Source organism: Candidatus Nealsonbacteria bacterium (assembly GCA_026396195.1).
Taxonomy (GTDB): domain Bacteria; phylum Patescibacteriota; class Minisyncoccia; order Minisyncoccales; family JAGGXC01; genus JAPLXH01.
Window position 1 is genome coordinate 14,255 of sequence record JAPLXH010000004.1, and the last position, 16,516, is coordinate 30,770.

The following is a 16,516-nucleotide window of genomic DNA, read 5'->3' on the forward strand; positions in this document are numbered from 1 at the left end:
TGGGCAAAAAAAGCGAGATTGTAAAATCCCGCTTTTTTGTTAATATGATAAAAATGGAAGACAAAAATTATTTAAAAATTGGCCGGGCCATTGATATTGAAAATAAAAAACAAAGAACGCTTTATCGTTTTTTGGAAATTTTTCCGGGGTTTCTGTCTTGGTTGACTTTGATTTTGCTTTTTTTACTTTGTTGGAAAGAGCCTTTTTATGTCGCTATTTTCGCCATTTTTTTTGATTTGTTTTGGCTGGTCAGGGTAGTTTATCGGTCTTTTTTATTGAAATCCGGCTATAAGAAAATGAGAGAACACGAAAAAATTGACTGGCTGGATAAATTAGAAAATTTAAAATTAAAAAACTGGCAAGATTTTTACCATTTGATAGTTTTGCCCATGTATAAGGAACCCATAGAGATTGTCCGGGCGAGTTTTTTATCTTTGAAAAATTGCGATTATCCCAAAGACCGAATGATAGTGGTTTTAGCGCTTGAAGAAAGGGCCAGAAAAGACGTTTTAGAGATTTCAAATTTAATTGAAAAAGAATTCGGAAAAACTTTTTTTAAATTTTTAACAGTTTGGCACCCCGAGAACATTGAAGGGGAGATACCGGGCAAGGGGTCAAATGAAACTTGGGCCTCCAAATTCGTGAAAAAAGAAGTTATAGATTTTTTAAAAATTCCTTATGAAAATATTATTTTTTCTTCTTTTGATATTGATACGGTTGTTTTCCCAAAGTATTTCAGTTGTTTGGCTTATTATTATTTAACCGTCAAGGAGCCGACTCGAACCAGTTTTCAACCGATTCCTCTTTTTATAAATAATGTTTGGGAAGCATCCGTTCCATCGAGGATTTTTTCTTTTTCTTCAACTTTTTGGAACACGATGAACCAAGCTGGTCAGGATAATTTGATTACTTTTTCTTCCCATTCCATGAGCTTTAAAGCTTTAGTTGAGGTTGATTTTCGCCAGACCAATGTGGTTAGCGACGATTCCCGGATTTTCTGGCAGTGTTTTTTAAAGTTTGACGGCGATTACCGGGTTTGTCCCCTTTACTACCCAATATCCATGGATGCGGTGGTGGCAAAGAGTTATTTAAAAACTTTAATAGGTGTCTATAAACAACAAAGAAGATGGGCCTACGGCGTTATTGAAATTCCTTACCTTTTGTTCGGGTTTCTAAATAATAAAAAAATCTCCTTAAAAAAGAAGATTGCTTTCAGTCTAAGGGCCATTGAGGGCCATTGGTCTTGGGCAACCGCTAGTTTTATTATTTTCCTTGTGGGTTGGCTGCCTTTAGTTTTAGGAGGGAATGATTTTAATGTTACTCTTTTTTCCTATAACTTGCCTCGGGTTTTAAGCAATATTCTTACTTTTTCTATGATAAGCTTGGTCAGTTCGGCTTATTTCAGCATTCTTTTACTGCCTCCCAAGCCCCCCAGCTACGGAAAACACAAATATTTATTTTTCTTTTTAGAGTGGTTTGTGGTTCCCATTGTGATGATAGGATTTACCCCCTTGCCGGCCTTGGATGCCCAGACCCGATTGATGTTCGGGAAATATATGGGTTTTTTCCCTACGGAAAAAATGAGAAAATAATTATTCCAAATGGATTATTTTTTGAAATTCCCCCAGTTTTTTTGCCAAAAGCAGATGTTTTTTTAATTCCGGGTCAGAGTCCAAGAGGTCTTTGGCCTCTTTTCTTATTTTTTCAACTAAGAAAATATCTTTTAGGGCGGACATGGCTAAATCCGGGATTCCCCATTGGCGAGTTCCTAAAACGTTTCCCGGGCCCCTTATTTGAAGGTCTTTTTCCGATAATTCAAAGCCGTTGTTACACTTGACCAGAGCTTTCAATCTCAGTTTTGTTTTTTTTGCCGGAGAATCGGTAAACAAAAAACAAAAAGATTGGTAGAGAGACCTTCCGACCCGGCCTCGGAATTGGTGCAACTGGGCTAAGCCGAACCTTTCCGCTCCCTCAATCATCATCACGGTGGCTTCCGGAATATCCACTCCCACTTCCACAACAGAAGTGGAAACCAAAATTTGAATCTTCTTTTTTTTGAAATCCGCCATCACTTTTTCTTTTTCTCCAGAGCTTAGTTTTCCGTGAAGCATTCCCACTTTTAAATCCGGAAAAATTTTTTGGGATAACTTTTCATATTCTTCTTTGACCGCTTTGACTTCCGCCCAGTTCAAAAGCGCTTTATCTTTTTGGGTTAACAAAGATTCGGGAATTTTTTTCAGTTCTTCGCTGTTTTTAGGTTCAATTCTGGGACAGATGACAAAAACCTGCCGGCCGGATTTTGCCTGTTTTTCAATAAATTTGTAAGCTTTCGGACGATTAGCCGGGCTGATAATCTTGGTGATAATTTTTTTTCTGCCTTTGGGCATCTCGTTGATTAAGGATAAATCTAAATCCCCGTAAATCGTCAAGGCCAGGGTTCTCGGAATCGGGGTTGCGGTCATTGATAACAAGTGGGGGACCTTGCCGTTGTTTTTTTGTTTTTCTTTGGCGATTAACCTTGCCCTTTGCTCCACTCCGAATCTGTGCTGTTCGTCTAAAATAACCAATGCCAAGTTTTTAAATTTAACTTGGTCTTGGATTAAAGCGTGGGTGCCGATTAAAAGGTCTATTTCACCTTCTAATACTTTTTCCAGAATTTTTTTTCTGGAGGCCTCAATGACCTGGTTTTTTAATCTTTTGGAAATGAATTTGTCGGATTTTCCCGTTAAAAGCCCGACATTTAAATTAAAATTTCCAAGCAGCTTTGAAACTCCCTGAAAATGTTGTTTTGCCAAAATTTCAGTCGGCGCCATAAAAGCTACCTGGAAGCGGGCTTTGGTTGTGTTTAAAATGGCAAGGGCCGCCACCACGGTTTTGCCCGAGCCCACGTCTCCCTCTAATAGTCGGTTCATAGGCCTGGATTTTTCAATGTCTTTTAAAATTTGCCAGCCGCATTTTTTTTGGGAATCAGTCAGCCTAAAAGGCAGAGAGCTTACAAGTTTTTTAACCAATTCCACGTTAATTGGAATTGAAACTCCTTTTTGTTGGTTTATTTTCATTCTTTCTTTTAAAACTAAAAGTTCAATAAAAAAAAGTTCGTCAAAGGAAAGCCTTTCTTGGGCCGCTTTAGCCAAATTAATCGAATCGGGAAAATGAATTTGCCAGAGGGCTTTATTTAAATCCAAGAGTTTATTTTTTTCTTTTATTTTTTGGGGCAAAGGGTCTTCTATTTTATTCTTCAGCTCCATTAAGACGGGCCTTAGGATAAATCTTAGCCAGCGGGAAGAAAGCCCTTGGGTTTCCGGATAAACCGGCACTAATCTTCCCGTATGGATTAAAATTTTTGATTGGTCCGTAAGATAAATTTTTTCATAAGCAGGATTAGCAAAATAAAGGCCTTTTTTTCCCAAAGTTAATTTTCCTGCCAAGCAAACTTTATCTCCTTTTTTTAAAACATTTATCAAGTAAGGCTGATTGAACCAGATTATCTTTATTGCACCGGTTTCATCTTTTAAAACAGCCTGCGTTAAAAATATTTTTCTTTTCCAGGTGCGGGTTGTTTCTATTTCCAGAATTTCTCCTTGGACGCATTGCGTCTCGCCTATTTTTATTTTGGAAATTGGCGTTATTTTTGAAAAGTCGTCATAGCGGTAGGGGAAGTGAAATAAAAGGTCCCGGAGCGTTTTAATTCCCAGTTTTTTTAATTTTTTCTGGTAAATAGGCCCGATTCTGGGTATTTTTTCTATTGGGTCGAGCAGATTCATTTTTTTGTTTTTACTATTTTTTAATATTATATTAAAATGATTAATAAATAAACACTTTCTTTGATTAAAAAATAAAAATCATAAAAATATGGTATCTGCAAAAATTGTCAAAAAAAATAAAAATTTATGTCATGATTGCAAAAAAGAAATCAAAATCAAGAGCAATGGAACTCTGAAAGGAAAAGAACTTGTTTACGAAGACAACGGCGAAAAAATCGCGATTTTAAAATGCAACGAATGTTTTGAAAAAAATCCGGGTCTGACCAATTTCAGGAAGTGCGAAGTTTACTCCCGAATCGTCGGCTATTTAAGGCCGATAGCCCAATGGAATGAAGGAAAAAAACAAGAATATAAAGCCAGAAAAGATTACAAAATTTAGTTTAATAAAATAAAAATCATGAAAAAAACAATTGAAAATTTAGCCAAGGCCTTTGTCGGTGAAAGCCAAGCCAGGAACAGATATACTTTTTATTCTAAGGTTGCGAGAAGCGAGGGTTTTGAGCAGATTGCCGAGATTTTCTTACTTACCGCTGAAAACGAAAAAGAGCACGCTAAAAGATTATTTGAGCATATCAATGAATTGAAAAATAAAATAGGAGAAAAAATAGAAGAAATTGAGGTTCAGGCTTCAGTCCCCATGATTTACAGTGACACCAAAAAAAACTTAAAATCAGCAATTTCAGGGGAAAATCATGAATATACTAAAATGTATCCGGAATTCGCCAGCATCGCTGAAAAAGAGGGATTAAGAGAAATAGCCTTAAGGCTAAGGGCAATTGCCATAGCCGAGAAGCACCACGAAGAGAGATTCAAAAAAATTCTTGCTGAGCTGGAAAAAGGAGCAATTTTCAAAAAGGATAAGGAGGTTTGGTGGGTTTGCCGTGAATGCGGTTATGTCCATTTTGGAAAGCAGCCGCCCGACAAATGTCCTTCCTGCGACCACGAGGAAAATTTTTACCAGATCAAGTGCGAAGAATATTAATTAATAAAAAAACATGATAGCCAAAAATCAAATTTACAAATGTTTAATTTGCGGAAATGTGGTGGAAGTTTTGACAGTCGGCGGCGGGGAATTGGTTTGTTGCGGTCAACCCATGAACTTACTTGAAGAAAAAACAAAAGACCAGGGTCAGGAAAAACATTTACCGGTCACAGAGAGATTGCCGGCAAATGATTGCAAGGGGAGCGACGGCTTTAAAATAAAAGTCGGTCAAATTCCCCATCCCATGGAAGAAAAGCATTTCATAGAATGGATAGAAATAAAAACTAAAGACGGAAAAATAGGCAAAAAATTCTTAAAACTCGGTGAAAGCCCTGAAGCTGATTTTTACACAAGAATGGAAATAATAGAGATTAGGGCTTATTGCAATGTTCATGGACTCTGGAAAAAATAATAAAAAATAGGACAACTAAAAAATCCCGATGATCATCGGGATTTTTTTTGGTTTACCATTCCGAAGTTTTATACGAAGGAGAAAACGAAGGATGGTGCCCCCAGAAGGAATTGAACCTTCATTTCAACCTCCGCAGGGTTGCGCTTTATCCGTTAAGCTATGGGGACAGAAAGTTCTTTTTCCTAAATTAGCACAAATTTTTTTAAAATTCAATCTATTGTTTTATGTAATTATTTAAAATTTAAAGATTTGAAAACGATATTTTTTAATTATATGTTATTAAAAATTATTAGAAAAAGGCATTGATTTTTGTTCAAATAAATTTTAATATATATATGATTTAATTGGAGGAGTGCGGCGAATGGCAAGCCAGCAGTTTGCTAAACTGTAACCGTGTAAAAAGCGGTTTGTGGGTTCGAGTCCCACCTCCTCCGCTCTCTCTTTGGAGGGGTGGCTGAGCGGTTGAAGGCGATGGTCTTGAAAACCATTGTGGAAGCAATTCTACCGTGAGTTCGAATCTCACCCCCTCCGCCATAAAAAAGTTTTATCGGAAAATCCGGAATTTTAATTTATAATAACAATGGATCAAGACATTCAATCACAATTAGATAGAGCTAAAGAATTAATGCAAGACCTAGAAAAGGCCTGTAATGTTGATTTACAAGCAAAGGATGTTTCTGAGAAAACAAAAAACTTAACTCAAGAAGTTCTGCTAAAAATTAGGCACTTATTAGATCAAGCTATTCGTAAATTTTTTGAGAAATATTATTTTAATGGTCTTTCTGACTACGATAAAAAATCTACGAAGGTACATTTCCCAATCGTTTCTAAAAAAGGAGATTTAAAGTTTTTGGGTAATGTGAAAATGAACGATATTATAATAAGCCATAAAGATTTTTATAAATTTATTGATTCTGTCCAGCCTTATAACCCGGGTTACTTATGGTTAAAATACTTAAGGAATTATTCAAATGAGAAACATATTCGGTTAACTCCCCAGACTATAAAGAAAGAAAATGAGACAAGGTTAGGTAACGCCGTTCGCGTAGGTAGAGGAGCAGTAGGTGTTTCAATGAGTAATTGTCTCATTAATGGCATTCTAGTTAATTCAAAAGACATCAATGCAGAGCCATTAGAGAATTTCGATCCGAGACTAGGAGTTCAACGAGTAACTTGGATTTCATTTGTGTTTTCGGATACAGATATAAACATTTTACAGCTATGCAAAAAATCGGTTGAGGACGGAGAAAAAATTATTAAAAGTATCTTAGAATTTGTGTGATTAAAAATAGAGTCTCGACCCACATGCCTCAGTCGACTAGCCTCAAAAAATCGTCAAAACATCTTAAAATCATTAGTACTTAACCCAAGTGTCCCGCAGATTAAAAAATCCCGATTATAATCGAGATTTTTGATTTAACTTCCTCTGGCTACAACCACTCCAAAAACCTCTTTTGCTTCGGATTCCTTCAGCGTTTTTGCCGCTTCTTCCATGGTAGAGCCGGTGGTATAAACATCATCAACTAACATAATTTTTTTACCCTGAATTTTCTCTTTTTTTATAATTTCGAAAACGCCTTTTATGTTTTCCTGCCTTTCTTTTAAGGAAAGTTCCATTTGGGGAAGATTTTCTTTAACTTTGATTAAACAATCAGCAATAACGGGAATTTTTAATTTCTCCGAAAGTTTTTTAGCGATTTCTTCAGCTTGGTTGAATCCTCGATTTTTAAGTTTTTTCTTGGTTAGGGGAATGGGGATTAAAATTTTTCCTTCAAAATCTTTTTCACCCTTATTTAATGTTTGAAAATGAGCTATAATCAAATCAGCCAGATTTTCCGATAAATCCTTGATAAAAGGTTCGTATTTAAATTGATGGATTAATTTTTTAACTGTTTTATTTTGGTATGAAAGAGCAAAATAAAGGCCGTCTAATTTTTTAAAACTGCATTTTGGACATTTACCGCCGAAGCTTGGTCTTTGAGGGGTTTCACAAAGACAAAAGACATTTTCCGAAATTTCCAAGCAGGACTTACAATCCTCACAAAGATAAATTCCCTCTTTTTTACAATTAAAGCAAAACTTCGGGAACAAGATGTCCAGTAAGAAGTTTTTAATTTTCATTAAATTTATTTTTTTTGTTATAATCAATCAATGATTGGAAATCCTTTTAGATTATCTTCAAAAAGTTTTTTAGGAATAGATATCGGCGTGTCTTCAATAAAAATCATTGAACTTGCCAGGTGGGGAGGAAGGGTAGAGTTGAAAAATTACGGGTATCTGTCTATTTCTCCTTTTCGTGAGGAGCCCTTCCAAAAACTTTCCGAGGATACTTTTTTATTGTCGACTTCGCAGATAGTCAAGGTTATTAAATCAATTTTAATTACCGCCGACATCAAGACCAGAGAAGCTGTTTTTACTATACCTGATTTTTCTACTTTTTTTACCAGCTTTGAACTCCCTCCGATGAGCCAGGAAGAATTGCAGGAAGCTGTTACTTTTGAAGCCAGGCAGCATATTCCCGTTCCCATTTCAGAAGTGGTCCTTGATTGGTTTCTGATTGAAGGAAAGGCCGGGAAAAAAGAAACAAATTTAAGGGTTTTATTGGTTGCGGTTCCCAACGATTTAATTGGTCGTTATCAGGAAATAGCCAAGCAGACGGGAATTAATATTAAATATTTGGAAGCGGAAGCTTTCAGTTTGACAAGAGCCCTATCCAAAGAGGAAAAAGGAGTTATCTGTGTTTTAGATATCGGCGCCCAGAGCACCACGATTAATATAATTGATGGGGGCGCTTTGAAATTAAGTCACAGCTTTGATGTTTCCGGCAATGATTTAACTTCCGCTTTGATAAAATCTTTAAATACAACTCCGGAAAACGCAGATTCTTTAAAGAATAAATACGGTTTGGAGTCTTTGGAGACCAAAGAGGTGTTGTCTCCCTTGGTTAATATTATTATAATGGAAATAGAGAAGATTTTTAAAGATTTTTATTTGGCAAAAGGCTCGGAAGTAAAAAAAATAATTTTATCCGGAGGGTCGGCTTTTCTTCCGGGTTTGGTCGGCTATCTTTCTTCTTATTTCAAAAAAGAAGTTTTAATTGCGAATCCTTTTTTGAATATTTTTTGCCCCCCGGTTTTAGAAAAAAAATTAGAAAAAATGGGCCCTTCGTTTACGATAGCTACAGGAGCGGCCTTGAGAGGCATCAAACAATAAACAAAAAGACAAATGGCTATTGAAATAATTCCAAAATCCGAATCTAAGTTCCAAGAAGGAGGAAATATTTTATTTATTATTTCTTTGATTGTTTTGGTCGCAGTGGTCAGTTGTTATTTTTATTTGTTTCTAACTTTACAGAAAAAATCCGAAGTGTTAACAGCGAAACAATATGAACTTGACCAGTTGAAAGCCGGTGAAAATTTTATTGAAACAGAAATTTCAGTTGCTAAAGAAAAAATTGATAATTTTAACGATTTGTTTAGGGCTCACAAATCCATTCTGGGTTTTTTTGATTTTTTAGAAAAAAATACCCATATTAAAGTAATGTGGGAAAATGCAAATTTTTCTAAAACAATAAAAGAAGATTCGCAATTATATCAACTCAATTTTTCCGGTAACGCGGATAGCTTTATAACTTTAGCTCAACAAATAATTATTTTTAAAAACAGGCCGGACATTTTAAGTATGAAGTTATCGTCTATCTCGATGGAAGAAAAAGGAAAAGTTAAATTTGGCATAGAAATTATTTTTAACCCCGATTTATTTATTTTTAAATAAAAAACCATGTTTTCTTTTAAAAACCTAGCTATCGTTTTTTTACTAGCAACTTTAGTCGTGTCAGCTCTTTTGGTTTGGCCCGAATATCAAAAAATGAAACCCTTAGCATTAAAAACAGAAATCGTTAATTCTGAAATTAAAGCCCAAGAAGAATATCTTTCTGATTTAAAAGAAATAAAAGATAAAATAGAAAAAGAATATAAGGATAAAATTGCTCTTATTGATTATGCTTTTCCGCGAGACCCGAACCTTCCCTTGCTTTATGATTTCATAATTAAAACCTGTTCTCAAAACGGTTTGATATTGACCGGGATTTCAAATAACGTTTCCGAGCCATCAGAAAATCAAAAACAAGGCATAATTACAATTAATCTTCAGGCAGCGGGAAGTTATTTGGCCCAAAAGAGCTTTATTTCCGCCCTGGAAAACTCGGCAAGGATGTTTAACGTAGAATCTGTCAATTTTTCTTCCCCACCAGAAGCAGACAAGCCTTTTGATTTTAGTTTGAGCGTAAAAACTCAATTTGTAAAATAAAAAACAAGAAAATGGCAATTACCTTAACCAGCAAGAAAAAAAGCCAAAAAAATTTAGTTTTATTTTTTTTAATTTCCCTTGTAATTATTTTTATAATTCTTTATTCCCAGTTTTTTAAAAAAGAAGAACCTACTGATATTGAGCCTGAATATCCCCAAGTTATTAAAAAAATTAAGATAGATTTTGAAATTTTAGACAGTCCTTTATTCTTAAAGCTTAAGCCTTTTTCGGATTCCCCCGCGGCTCCTTCCGCCGCGGAATTGGGGAGAGAAAACCCATTTTATCCTTACGAGACCAGCAGCAGCCCTAAAGAATAGTTTTATTTTTACAATAACATGACCTTAATCCAATCGTTGGTAAAAGAAAAAATTTTAGACAAAAAGAGCGCCGCCTCCTTTGAATATGAAATAAAAAATTCTGGCCAAAAAGAAGAAGAATTTATTTTATCCAAAAAAATAGTCGAAGAAAAACTTTTATTCGAGTTTAAAAGCAAGAATCTTAAAATACCCATAAAAGAACCGGTTTTGGAAGACATAACCCTTGAATTGTTAAAATTGATTCCCGAGGATTCGGCTAATTTTTATTCAATGGTGCCCTTGTCAAAAAAAGAAAAAACTTTAGAAATAGGAATGGTTTATCCGGAAGACTTAAAGGCCCAAGAGGCGGTAAAATTTTTAGCCAGAAGACAAAAAATATCTTACAAAATTTTTTTAATCACCATAACTTCTTTCAGGGAGGTATTAAAAAAATATAAGAACTTAAGAAAAGAGGTGACCCGAGCCCTGGAAGAATTAGAAGTTGAACTGGAAAGCGAAAAAACTACCTTCAAGGTTGACGAAGAAGAATTAATGAGATTGGTGGAAGAAGCCCCTATTTCAAAAGTAGTGGCGGTTATTGTCAGGCACGCCGTAGAAGGAGGAGCTTCCGATGTCCATATTGAACCGGGCCGGGAAAATTCCAGAGTCAGGTTCAGGTTGGACGGCGTTTTGCACGCTTCCCTTTTTGTGCCTTCGAGAATTCATCCGGCCGTAGTCGCCAGAATTAAAATTCTTTCAAAGTTGAAATTAGATGAAACAAGAGTCCCCCAGGATGGGAGATTTTCCGCTCAAATTGGAGAAGACAATATTGATTTTAGGGTTTCTACTTTTCCCACTAATTTCGGGGAAAAAGTGGTAATTCGAGTTTTAAATCCTAAAACCGGAATGAGAACATTGGAGCAAATAGGATTTATTCCGGAAAATTGTGAAAAAATATTAAAAGCGATTAACAAGCCCTATGGAATGATTTTAGCTACAGGCCCTACCGGTTGCGGAAAAACTACAACTTTGTATGCTATTTTAAGAATTTTAAACGACGAAGAAGTTAACATCGTTACCTTGGAAGACCCGATAGAATATTTTTTACCTGGGATAAATCAATCCCAGACCAAACCCGAAATTGGATACGACTTTGCTTCCGGGCTCCGCAGTATTGTTCGTCAGGACCCGGACGTAATTATGGTGGGAGAAATAAGAGATAAAGAAACAGCCTCTTTGTCTGTCCACGCTGCCCTTACGGGCCACATTGTTTTATCTACCCTTCATACCAACAGCGCTTCGGGAGTTGTTCCTCGTTTTATTGATTTGGGAATAGAATCTTATTTAATTCCTTCCAGTTTGAGCTTAGCCATTGCCCAGAGACTGGTGAGGCGGCTTTGCCCGGAATGCAAGGAAGCCGTAAAACCGGCAGAAGAAGCAAAAAAGATGATTTTAAGAGAAATAGAACGGCTTCCTGAACATATGAGAAAAAAAACAAAAATTAATCCTAATTTTACTATTTTCAAGCCCAAAGGTTGTAAAAAATGCGGAGGAAAGGGTTATTCGGGCAGAGTGGCAATAGTTGAAATTTTAGAAATGACCGACCAATTGGCCGAGCTGACCCTTAAAAGAGGTTCGGAAGCCGAAGTTGCCGAAGAGGCAAAACGCCAAGGAATGATTACAATGAGGCAAGACGGAATTTTGAAAGTTTTATCAGGAGAAACTTCCATTGAGGAGGTAATCAGGGAAGCGTCTGAAATTTAATTTTTTATAAAAAATATTTTAAAATATGAAAAAAATTTTTTTGGTGGAAGACGACGAATTTTTAATCGACATTTACATTACCAAATTAAAAGAATCGGGGTTTGAGACCGAATTTGCGAAAGACGGAAAATCAGCCTTGGAATTTTTAAAAAAGGAAAAACCCGACCTTTTGGTTTTGGATTTGGTTTTGCCCGACATTGACGGATTGGACCTTTTGAGAGAAATTAAAAAAGAAGACCGATTTCAAAGCTTGCCGGTTATTATTCTTTCGAATTTAGACAAGAGACTTGAAGAAAAGGATTATGCGGGACTCGGGGTTACAAAATATTTGATTAAAGCCAACCACAAACCGAGTGAAATTGTTGAAGAGATTAAAAAAATAATACAATAAAAAACATGGAACCAAAAGAAGAACTTGACGAGCTATTATCTTTAACGATCAAGGCCGGAGCTTCCGACCTTCATCTTTCCGTAGGTCATCCTCCGGTTTTGAGAGTGGACGGCCGTCTTTCACCTTTAATTAAAAGAAAAAGATTGAACGCTGAAAGTTCAAGGGAACTGGCTTTTGCTTTAATGAACAAAGAACAGCAGGAAAGATTTTTAAATAAAAAAGAAATTGATTTTTCTTATACCCTTGAAGAAAAAGCCAGGTTCAGAGTGAATATTTTTTTTCAAAAGGGGACTGTCAGCTCTGCTTTGCGTTTGATACCGACAAAAATTCCAACCATTGACGAATTAAATTTACCGCCGATAATTCATCAATTTACCAAGCCCAATCAAGGGTTTATTTTGGTTACCGGTCCCAGCAGTCACGGGAAATCCACCACTTTGGCGGCTTTAATTGACGAAATAAACCATACGAGAACCGAACATATTATTACTATCGAAGACCCTATTGAATATGTCTTCCAGGATGACAAATGCATCATTGACCAGCGGGAAGTTTATCAGGATACTTTAAGCTTTACCCGGGCTTTAACCTCTACCTTTCGTCAGGACCCAAACGTGATTATGGTGGGAGAGATGAGAGATTTGGAAACCATATCAACGGCAATTACAGCTGCGGAAACGGGTCACTTGGTTTTTGCCACTCTTCATACTAATTCCGCCGCTCAAACCATTCATCGTATTGTGGACAGCTTTCCTTCGCTTCAGCAAGGTCAAATCAGGGCCCAATTGGCAACTTCCTTGTTTGGAGTTATTGCCCAAAAATTAATTCCAAGAGCCAAAGGTGGTTTGATACCGGCCCTTGAAATAATGTTTTGCAATTCCGCAATTTCCAGTTTGATTAGGGATAATAAAATCCATGAAATTCCTTTGGTAATTGAAACTTCGGCGGAAAAAGGAATGGTTCCTTTGAACAGATATTTGGCTGAACTGGTAAGAAAAGGAGAAATCAGCCTTAGAAGCGCTCTGGATTATTCTTCGAACCCCAGCGAATTGAAGGCCTTAATTAGGAAATAAAAAAAATGAAATTTGAATATCAAGCCAGAACAAAAAGCGGTGAAATGCGAACCGGAATAGTGGAAGCAGTTTCCAGGGAAGGGGCCGTGTTGCTTTTACAAGGATACGGATTTTTTCTCACTCAGCTGGAAGAAATAGAAAGCGCTCCTTTTTATACCAAAAAAATAAAATTATTTAGCAAGGCCTCAAAAAAAGACTTGGTAATGTTTTCCCGCCAGCTTTCCATTATGTTTAGGTCGGAGGTTCCCTTGGTTGAATCTTTGAGAACCTTGTCCGGTCAGACACAGAAAGAAGATTTTAAGGAAAAGATTATAAAACTTTCCGAGAGAATAGAGGGCGGAATCGCTTTTTCCCAGTCCTTGTCAAGCTACCCTGATTTATTTGACCAGTTTTATATCAATATTGTCAGGTCAGGAGAGAGCGCCGGAAAACTTTCCGATTCTTTAAGCTACTTGGCCGACCATTTGGAAAGGGATTATTATCTTCGTTCCAAAATAAGGGGAGCCATGATATATCCGATTTTAATCATTTGCATGGTTATCGGCGTTATTTTTTTAATGACCTATTTTGTTCTTCCCCAGTTGATTGAGCTTTTAAAATCAACCAACCAAGAGCTTCCTTTGATTACCAGGGTTATAATCGGGGCAACCGATTTTGCCAGAAGCTGGAAAGGGGTTGTTTCAATGATTGGTTTTGCAGTTTTTTTATTTTTGTTGTTCAGTTTTTCAAAAACGGAAAAAGGCAAGGCAAGAAAAGATAAAATGGTTTTGAAACTGCCCATGCTCGGTAATTTTTTTAAAATGGTGTATGTGTCGAGATTTGCCGAGAATCTTTCCACCCTGATTTCCGGAGGCTTGCCCATTGCCAAATCCCTGGAAATTGCGGGCAATGTTGTGGGAAATACCTGTTACGAAGAAGCGATTTTAAAAACCACCGATGAAGTTAAAAAAGGAGAGAAAATCTCAACGGTTTTGAGCCGTTATCCGGAACTTTTTCCGGCAATGTTTACCACGATGATTATGGTGGGGGAGAAAACCGGAACTTTGGATACTTCCCTGCTTAATGTGGTGAATTTTTATCGCCAGGAGATCGAGAGGGGCATTGAAGACCTTTTGAAGATTTTAGAGCCGGTTTTGATTTTATTTTTGGGGCTTGGTGTGGGACTGGTGGTGGGAGCTATTTTGGTTCCCCTTTACCAGGCGGTTTCTTCGGCTTAAAAAATCCTTGATTTAAGTTTTCCACAACTTTGTTTTTTTGAAAATGCTATAATAAGTTTGTAAAATATAAAAAGGTCGAGAAAATAGAAAAATTTGAAATAAAATTATGATAATCAAAAAAAATAGAGGTTTTACCTTAATCGAATTGTTAGTCGTAATAGCCATTATCGGAATTTTGTCTTCCATTGTTTTGGTTTCTTTGGGCACCACCAGGGGCAAAGCCAGAGATGCCAGAAGGCAATCGGATATCAGGCAGATCGGCTTGGCTATGGAAATGTATTTTGATGCCAACAATGGAAACTATACAACATCCGCCACTTTAATCCCGGGAATTGACAAATTTTTAAACCCTTTTCCGCTGGACCCTCAGAACCCCACCAAGGTTTATAATTGGGTAAGCAATGTAGCAGCTTGTACTGGTGATGCTACTTTAGGGATAGGTCAATGGTATTGTGTTTATGCGACTACCGAACAGGGGACAGCAGCAGGAATGAATCAGCTTATTTTTGCCAATCAAAAAGGGACTAAATCAACCGGCACAGAATCAGCAACCAGGATGAATGGTTATTGTTGTACGTGGTAATTAATTCCAGAAAATAATTTTTAACATTTGCCTCTGTTTTCCAGCAGAGGCAAATTTATGTTATTATTAATCAAATAAACAATGTTTGATTTTATTATTTATTTTTTTGTTTTTATTTTCGGCTTGATTATCGGGTCTTTTTTAAATTGCGTAATTTACCGCCTTGAAAAAGAAGAAAGTTTTTTGTTTGGCCGTTCTTATTGCCCTCATTGCAAAAAAACGTTAAAAGCTATGGATTTAATTCCAATTTTGAGTTTCATGGCTTTAAGAGGAAAATGTCGTTATTGTAAAAAAAAGATTTCTTGGCAGTATCCTTTGGTTGAATTGGGAACCGCCTTTTTATTTATTTTGCTTTTTCAACATTTTGGACTCGGTTCAAATTTTTTAGGGTTCGTTTTTTATTCGGCAATTTTTTGTTTTTTGATAGTTGTGTTTGTTTATGATTTAAAACATTTTTTAATCCCTGACAAAATAATTTACCCGGCCATTGCCCTGGCTTTAATTTATAATTTTTTTAATCTGAATAATTTATTATTTAATTTTTTGCCCTCTGCTCTCGGGGGTTTTGTTTTTTTCTTAATTATTTTTTTGATTTCCCAAGGCAAATGGCTTGGCTTTGGAGACGTTAAGCTGGTTTTTCTTTTGGGGCTTTTTCTGGGTTTCCCCAATATTTTACTTGCCCTCTTTTTGTCTTTTACTATTGGTGCTATAATAGGAATAGGATTGATTGTTTTGAAAAGGAAAAATTTAAAGTCGGAAGTTCCTTTTGCCCCTTTTTTGGTGCTGGGCAGTTTGATTGCGTTTTTTTGGGGAGAAAAAATATTAAATTGGTATCTTTCTTTAATTGTTTATTAAAAAATATGTTAAAAATATGTTAAAAAACGCACAGAAAGGCAATGTTTATCTGCTTTTAACTATAATAGTTGTTGCTTTTTTAACCGTGGGAACGGTTATTTATTTGGAGTTTCCCGAAGAAGGGGAAAAAATAGAAATAATATTCCCACCCAAAGAGCAGTTTAAACAAAGAGAAATACAATTGAGCGAGGTTTTGCAGTTTTTAACCGCGCCTGCACCCAAAGAAATGTCAGAAAGCGAGAAAAAAGCCATGGAAAAAACTCTTGATAGTTTATCTAAGGGAACCAAGGGAACCAAAAAACCCCCTGAAATTCAAAAAGAAGTTCTTGATTCTTTAGTTCCTTCTTCTTTATAAATTAATTAAAAAAGTCGTTGTTTTTTAATCTTAGTCAAACATATTATTATGGTTAATAAAAATTCTTTCTTTAAATTAATTCCGCTTGTTTTGGGAGTTTTGGTCATTTCTTTTGTTTTGAGCTTTTGGGCCGTGGCTTGGACTGAGCCGCAAGAAAATCCTCCTGATGGAAACGCTTCCTCTCCTTTAAATGTCGGGTCTTCAGGCCAGACAAAAACCGGTTGGTTAGCCACTTTAGACAGCCTTTGGGTGGGATTGGAGGGCAGTGGCGGTTGGCCTGGAATGTTGAGGGTTCTTAATGGAGCTTTAATTAACACTAATGGCGCTCCAGTCGGCTTAATCGTGGCGCAAGGCAATGTTGGCATTGGAACAACCACAATACCTTCACAAAGATTGGATGTTAATGGCCAGGTGAGAGCCACTGATGTTTGTACTACTGCCGGCACATGCTTGAGTACTGCTGGCGGAGGTTTCAGTAAATGGACAGATTCGGGCAGCAATATTTACAATAATAAT

The 16,516-nt window shown here is 36.4% G+C and carries 19 protein-coding genes and 3 tRNA genes; 19 read left to right on the forward strand and 3 right to left on the reverse strand.

From position 1 onward, the window contains the following. Window positions 1-53 precede the first annotated feature (53 nt). Entirely contained in the window at window positions 54-1,592 is a 1,539-nt protein-coding gene (locus tag NTU58_00905) for a glycosyltransferase family 2 protein (protein ID MCX6764253.1), read from the forward strand. On the opposite strand, the gene recG is transcribed toward NTU58_00905, so the two are convergent. Next, window positions 1,593-3,791 (reverse strand): ATP-dependent DNA helicase RecG, encoded by a 2,199-nt coding sequence (gene recG / locus NTU58_00910; GenBank protein MCX6764254.1) that lies wholly within the window; start codon window positions 3,789-3,791, stop codon window positions 1,593-1,595. Between the two features lie 61 nt (window positions 3,792-3,852). Between recG and NTU58_00915 the strand changes: the two genes are divergently transcribed. The 3 genes from NTU58_00915 to NTU58_00925 are packed head-to-tail and all read left to right on the forward strand — an operon-like array spanning window position 3,853 to window position 5,158. Beyond that, window positions 3,853-4,143 carry a hypothetical protein gene (locus NTU58_00915; GenBank protein MCX6764255.1) on the forward strand — a complete coding sequence of 97 codons (291 nt, stop codon included), beginning with the start codon at window positions 3,853-3,855 and terminating at the stop codon, window positions 4,141-4,143. Window positions 4,144-4,152: 9 nt separating this feature from the next. Next, a complete protein-coding gene (locus NTU58_00920; protein MCX6764256.1) occupies window positions 4,153-4,746 on the forward strand; it encodes a ferritin-like domain-containing protein in 594 nt (197 codons plus the stop codon). A gap of 13 nt (window positions 4,747-4,759) precedes the next feature. Further along, complete coding sequence (locus tag NTU58_00925; GenBank protein ID MCX6764257.1) at window positions 4,760-5,158, forward strand: desulfoferrodoxin; 399 nt, start codon at window positions 4,760-4,762, stop codon at window positions 5,156-5,158. 92 nt (window positions 5,159-5,250) lie between these two features. Here NTU58_00925 and NTU58_00930 read toward each other — a convergent pair. Next, window positions 5,251-5,325 (reverse strand) — tRNA-Arg (locus NTU58_00930). 179 nt (window positions 5,326-5,504) lie between these two features. On the opposite strand from NTU58_00930, the gene NTU58_00935 reads away from it, so the two are divergent. The 3 genes from NTU58_00935 (at window position 5,505) to NTU58_00945 (ending at window position 6,440) form a co-directional block, all read left to right on the forward strand. After that, a tRNA-Ser gene (locus tag NTU58_00935) sits at window positions 5,505-5,592 on the forward strand. A 10-nt stretch (window positions 5,593-5,602) separates the two neighbouring features. Next, window positions 5,603-5,692, forward strand: a tRNA-Ser gene (locus tag NTU58_00940). Window positions 5,693-5,738: 46 nt separating this feature from the next. Next, window positions 5,739-6,440 (forward strand): hypothetical protein, encoded by a 702-nt coding sequence (locus NTU58_00945; GenBank protein ID MCX6764258.1) that lies wholly within the window; start codon window positions 5,739-5,741, stop codon window positions 6,438-6,440. Between the two features lie 134 nt (window positions 6,441-6,574). Here the strand turns inward: NTU58_00945 and NTU58_00950 are convergent, their stop codons facing one another. Further along, window positions 6,575-7,279, reverse strand: coding sequence for a ComF family protein (locus NTU58_00950; protein MCX6764259.1), 705 nt, complete (start codon window positions 7,277-7,279; stop codon window positions 6,575-6,577). Between the two features lie 30 nt (window positions 7,280-7,309). Between NTU58_00950 and pilM the strand changes: the two genes are divergently transcribed. The 12 genes from pilM to NTU58_01010 form a co-directional block, all read left to right on the forward strand. Continuing rightward, entirely contained in the window at window positions 7,310-8,371 is a 1,062-nt protein-coding gene (pilM, locus tag NTU58_00955) for a type IV pilus assembly protein PilM (protein MCX6764260.1), read from the forward strand. A 12-nt stretch (window positions 8,372-8,383) separates the two neighbouring features. After that, the gene (locus tag NTU58_00960) at window positions 8,384-8,932 is read left to right on the forward strand and encodes a hypothetical protein (protein ID MCX6764261.1); all 549 of its coding nucleotides are present in this window, start codon (window positions 8,384-8,386) and stop codon (window positions 8,930-8,932) included. Window positions 8,933-8,938: 6 nt separating this feature from the next. Beyond that, window positions 8,939-9,466, forward strand: a complete 528-nt coding sequence (gene pilO, locus NTU58_00965; GenBank protein MCX6764262.1) for a type 4a pilus biogenesis protein PilO — start codon at window positions 8,939-8,941, stop codon at window positions 9,464-9,466. 11 nt (window positions 9,467-9,477) lie between these two features. After that, window positions 9,478-9,783 carry a hypothetical protein gene (locus NTU58_00970; GenBank protein MCX6764263.1) on the forward strand — a complete coding sequence of 102 codons (306 nt, stop codon included), beginning with the start codon at window positions 9,478-9,480 and terminating at the stop codon, window positions 9,781-9,783. Between the two features lie 18 nt (window positions 9,784-9,801). Further along, on the forward strand, window positions 9,802-11,526 hold the full coding sequence (locus NTU58_00975) for a GspE/PulE family protein (GenBank protein MCX6764264.1): 1,725 nt from the start codon (window positions 9,802-9,804) through the stop codon (window positions 11,524-11,526). 25 nt (window positions 11,527-11,551) lie between these two features. After that, entirely contained in the window at window positions 11,552-11,917 is a 366-nt protein-coding gene (locus NTU58_00980) for a response regulator (GenBank protein MCX6764265.1), read from the forward strand. A gap of 5 nt (window positions 11,918-11,922) precedes the next feature. Continuing rightward, on the forward strand, window positions 11,923-12,990 hold the full coding sequence (locus tag NTU58_00985) for a type IV pilus twitching motility protein PilT (GenBank protein MCX6764266.1): 1,068 nt from the start codon (window positions 11,923-11,925) through the stop codon (window positions 12,988-12,990). Window positions 12,991-12,995: 5 nt separating this feature from the next. Beyond that, a complete protein-coding gene (locus NTU58_00990) occupies window positions 12,996-14,207 on the forward strand; it encodes a type II secretion system F family protein (protein ID MCX6764267.1) in 1,212 nt (403 codons plus the stop codon). A 106-nt stretch (window positions 14,208-14,313) separates the two neighbouring features. Beyond that, window positions 14,314-14,790, forward strand: a complete 477-nt coding sequence (locus NTU58_00995) for a type II secretion system protein (GenBank protein MCX6764268.1) — start codon at window positions 14,314-14,316, stop codon at window positions 14,788-14,790. An 81-nt stretch (window positions 14,791-14,871) separates the two neighbouring features. After that, window positions 14,872-15,645 carry a prepilin peptidase gene (locus NTU58_01000; GenBank protein MCX6764269.1) on the forward strand — a complete coding sequence of 258 codons (774 nt, stop codon included), beginning with the start codon at window positions 14,872-14,874 and terminating at the stop codon, window positions 15,643-15,645. A 16-nt stretch (window positions 15,646-15,661) separates the two neighbouring features. Continuing rightward, a complete protein-coding gene (locus NTU58_01005) occupies window positions 15,662-16,000 on the forward strand; it encodes a hypothetical protein (GenBank protein ID MCX6764270.1) in 339 nt (112 codons plus the stop codon). Window positions 16,001-16,048: 48 nt separating this feature from the next. Continuing rightward, window positions 16,049-16,516, forward strand: a 468-nt coding sequence (locus NTU58_01010; GenBank protein MCX6764271.1) for a hypothetical protein, incomplete at its 3' end; no start/stop codon positions are given.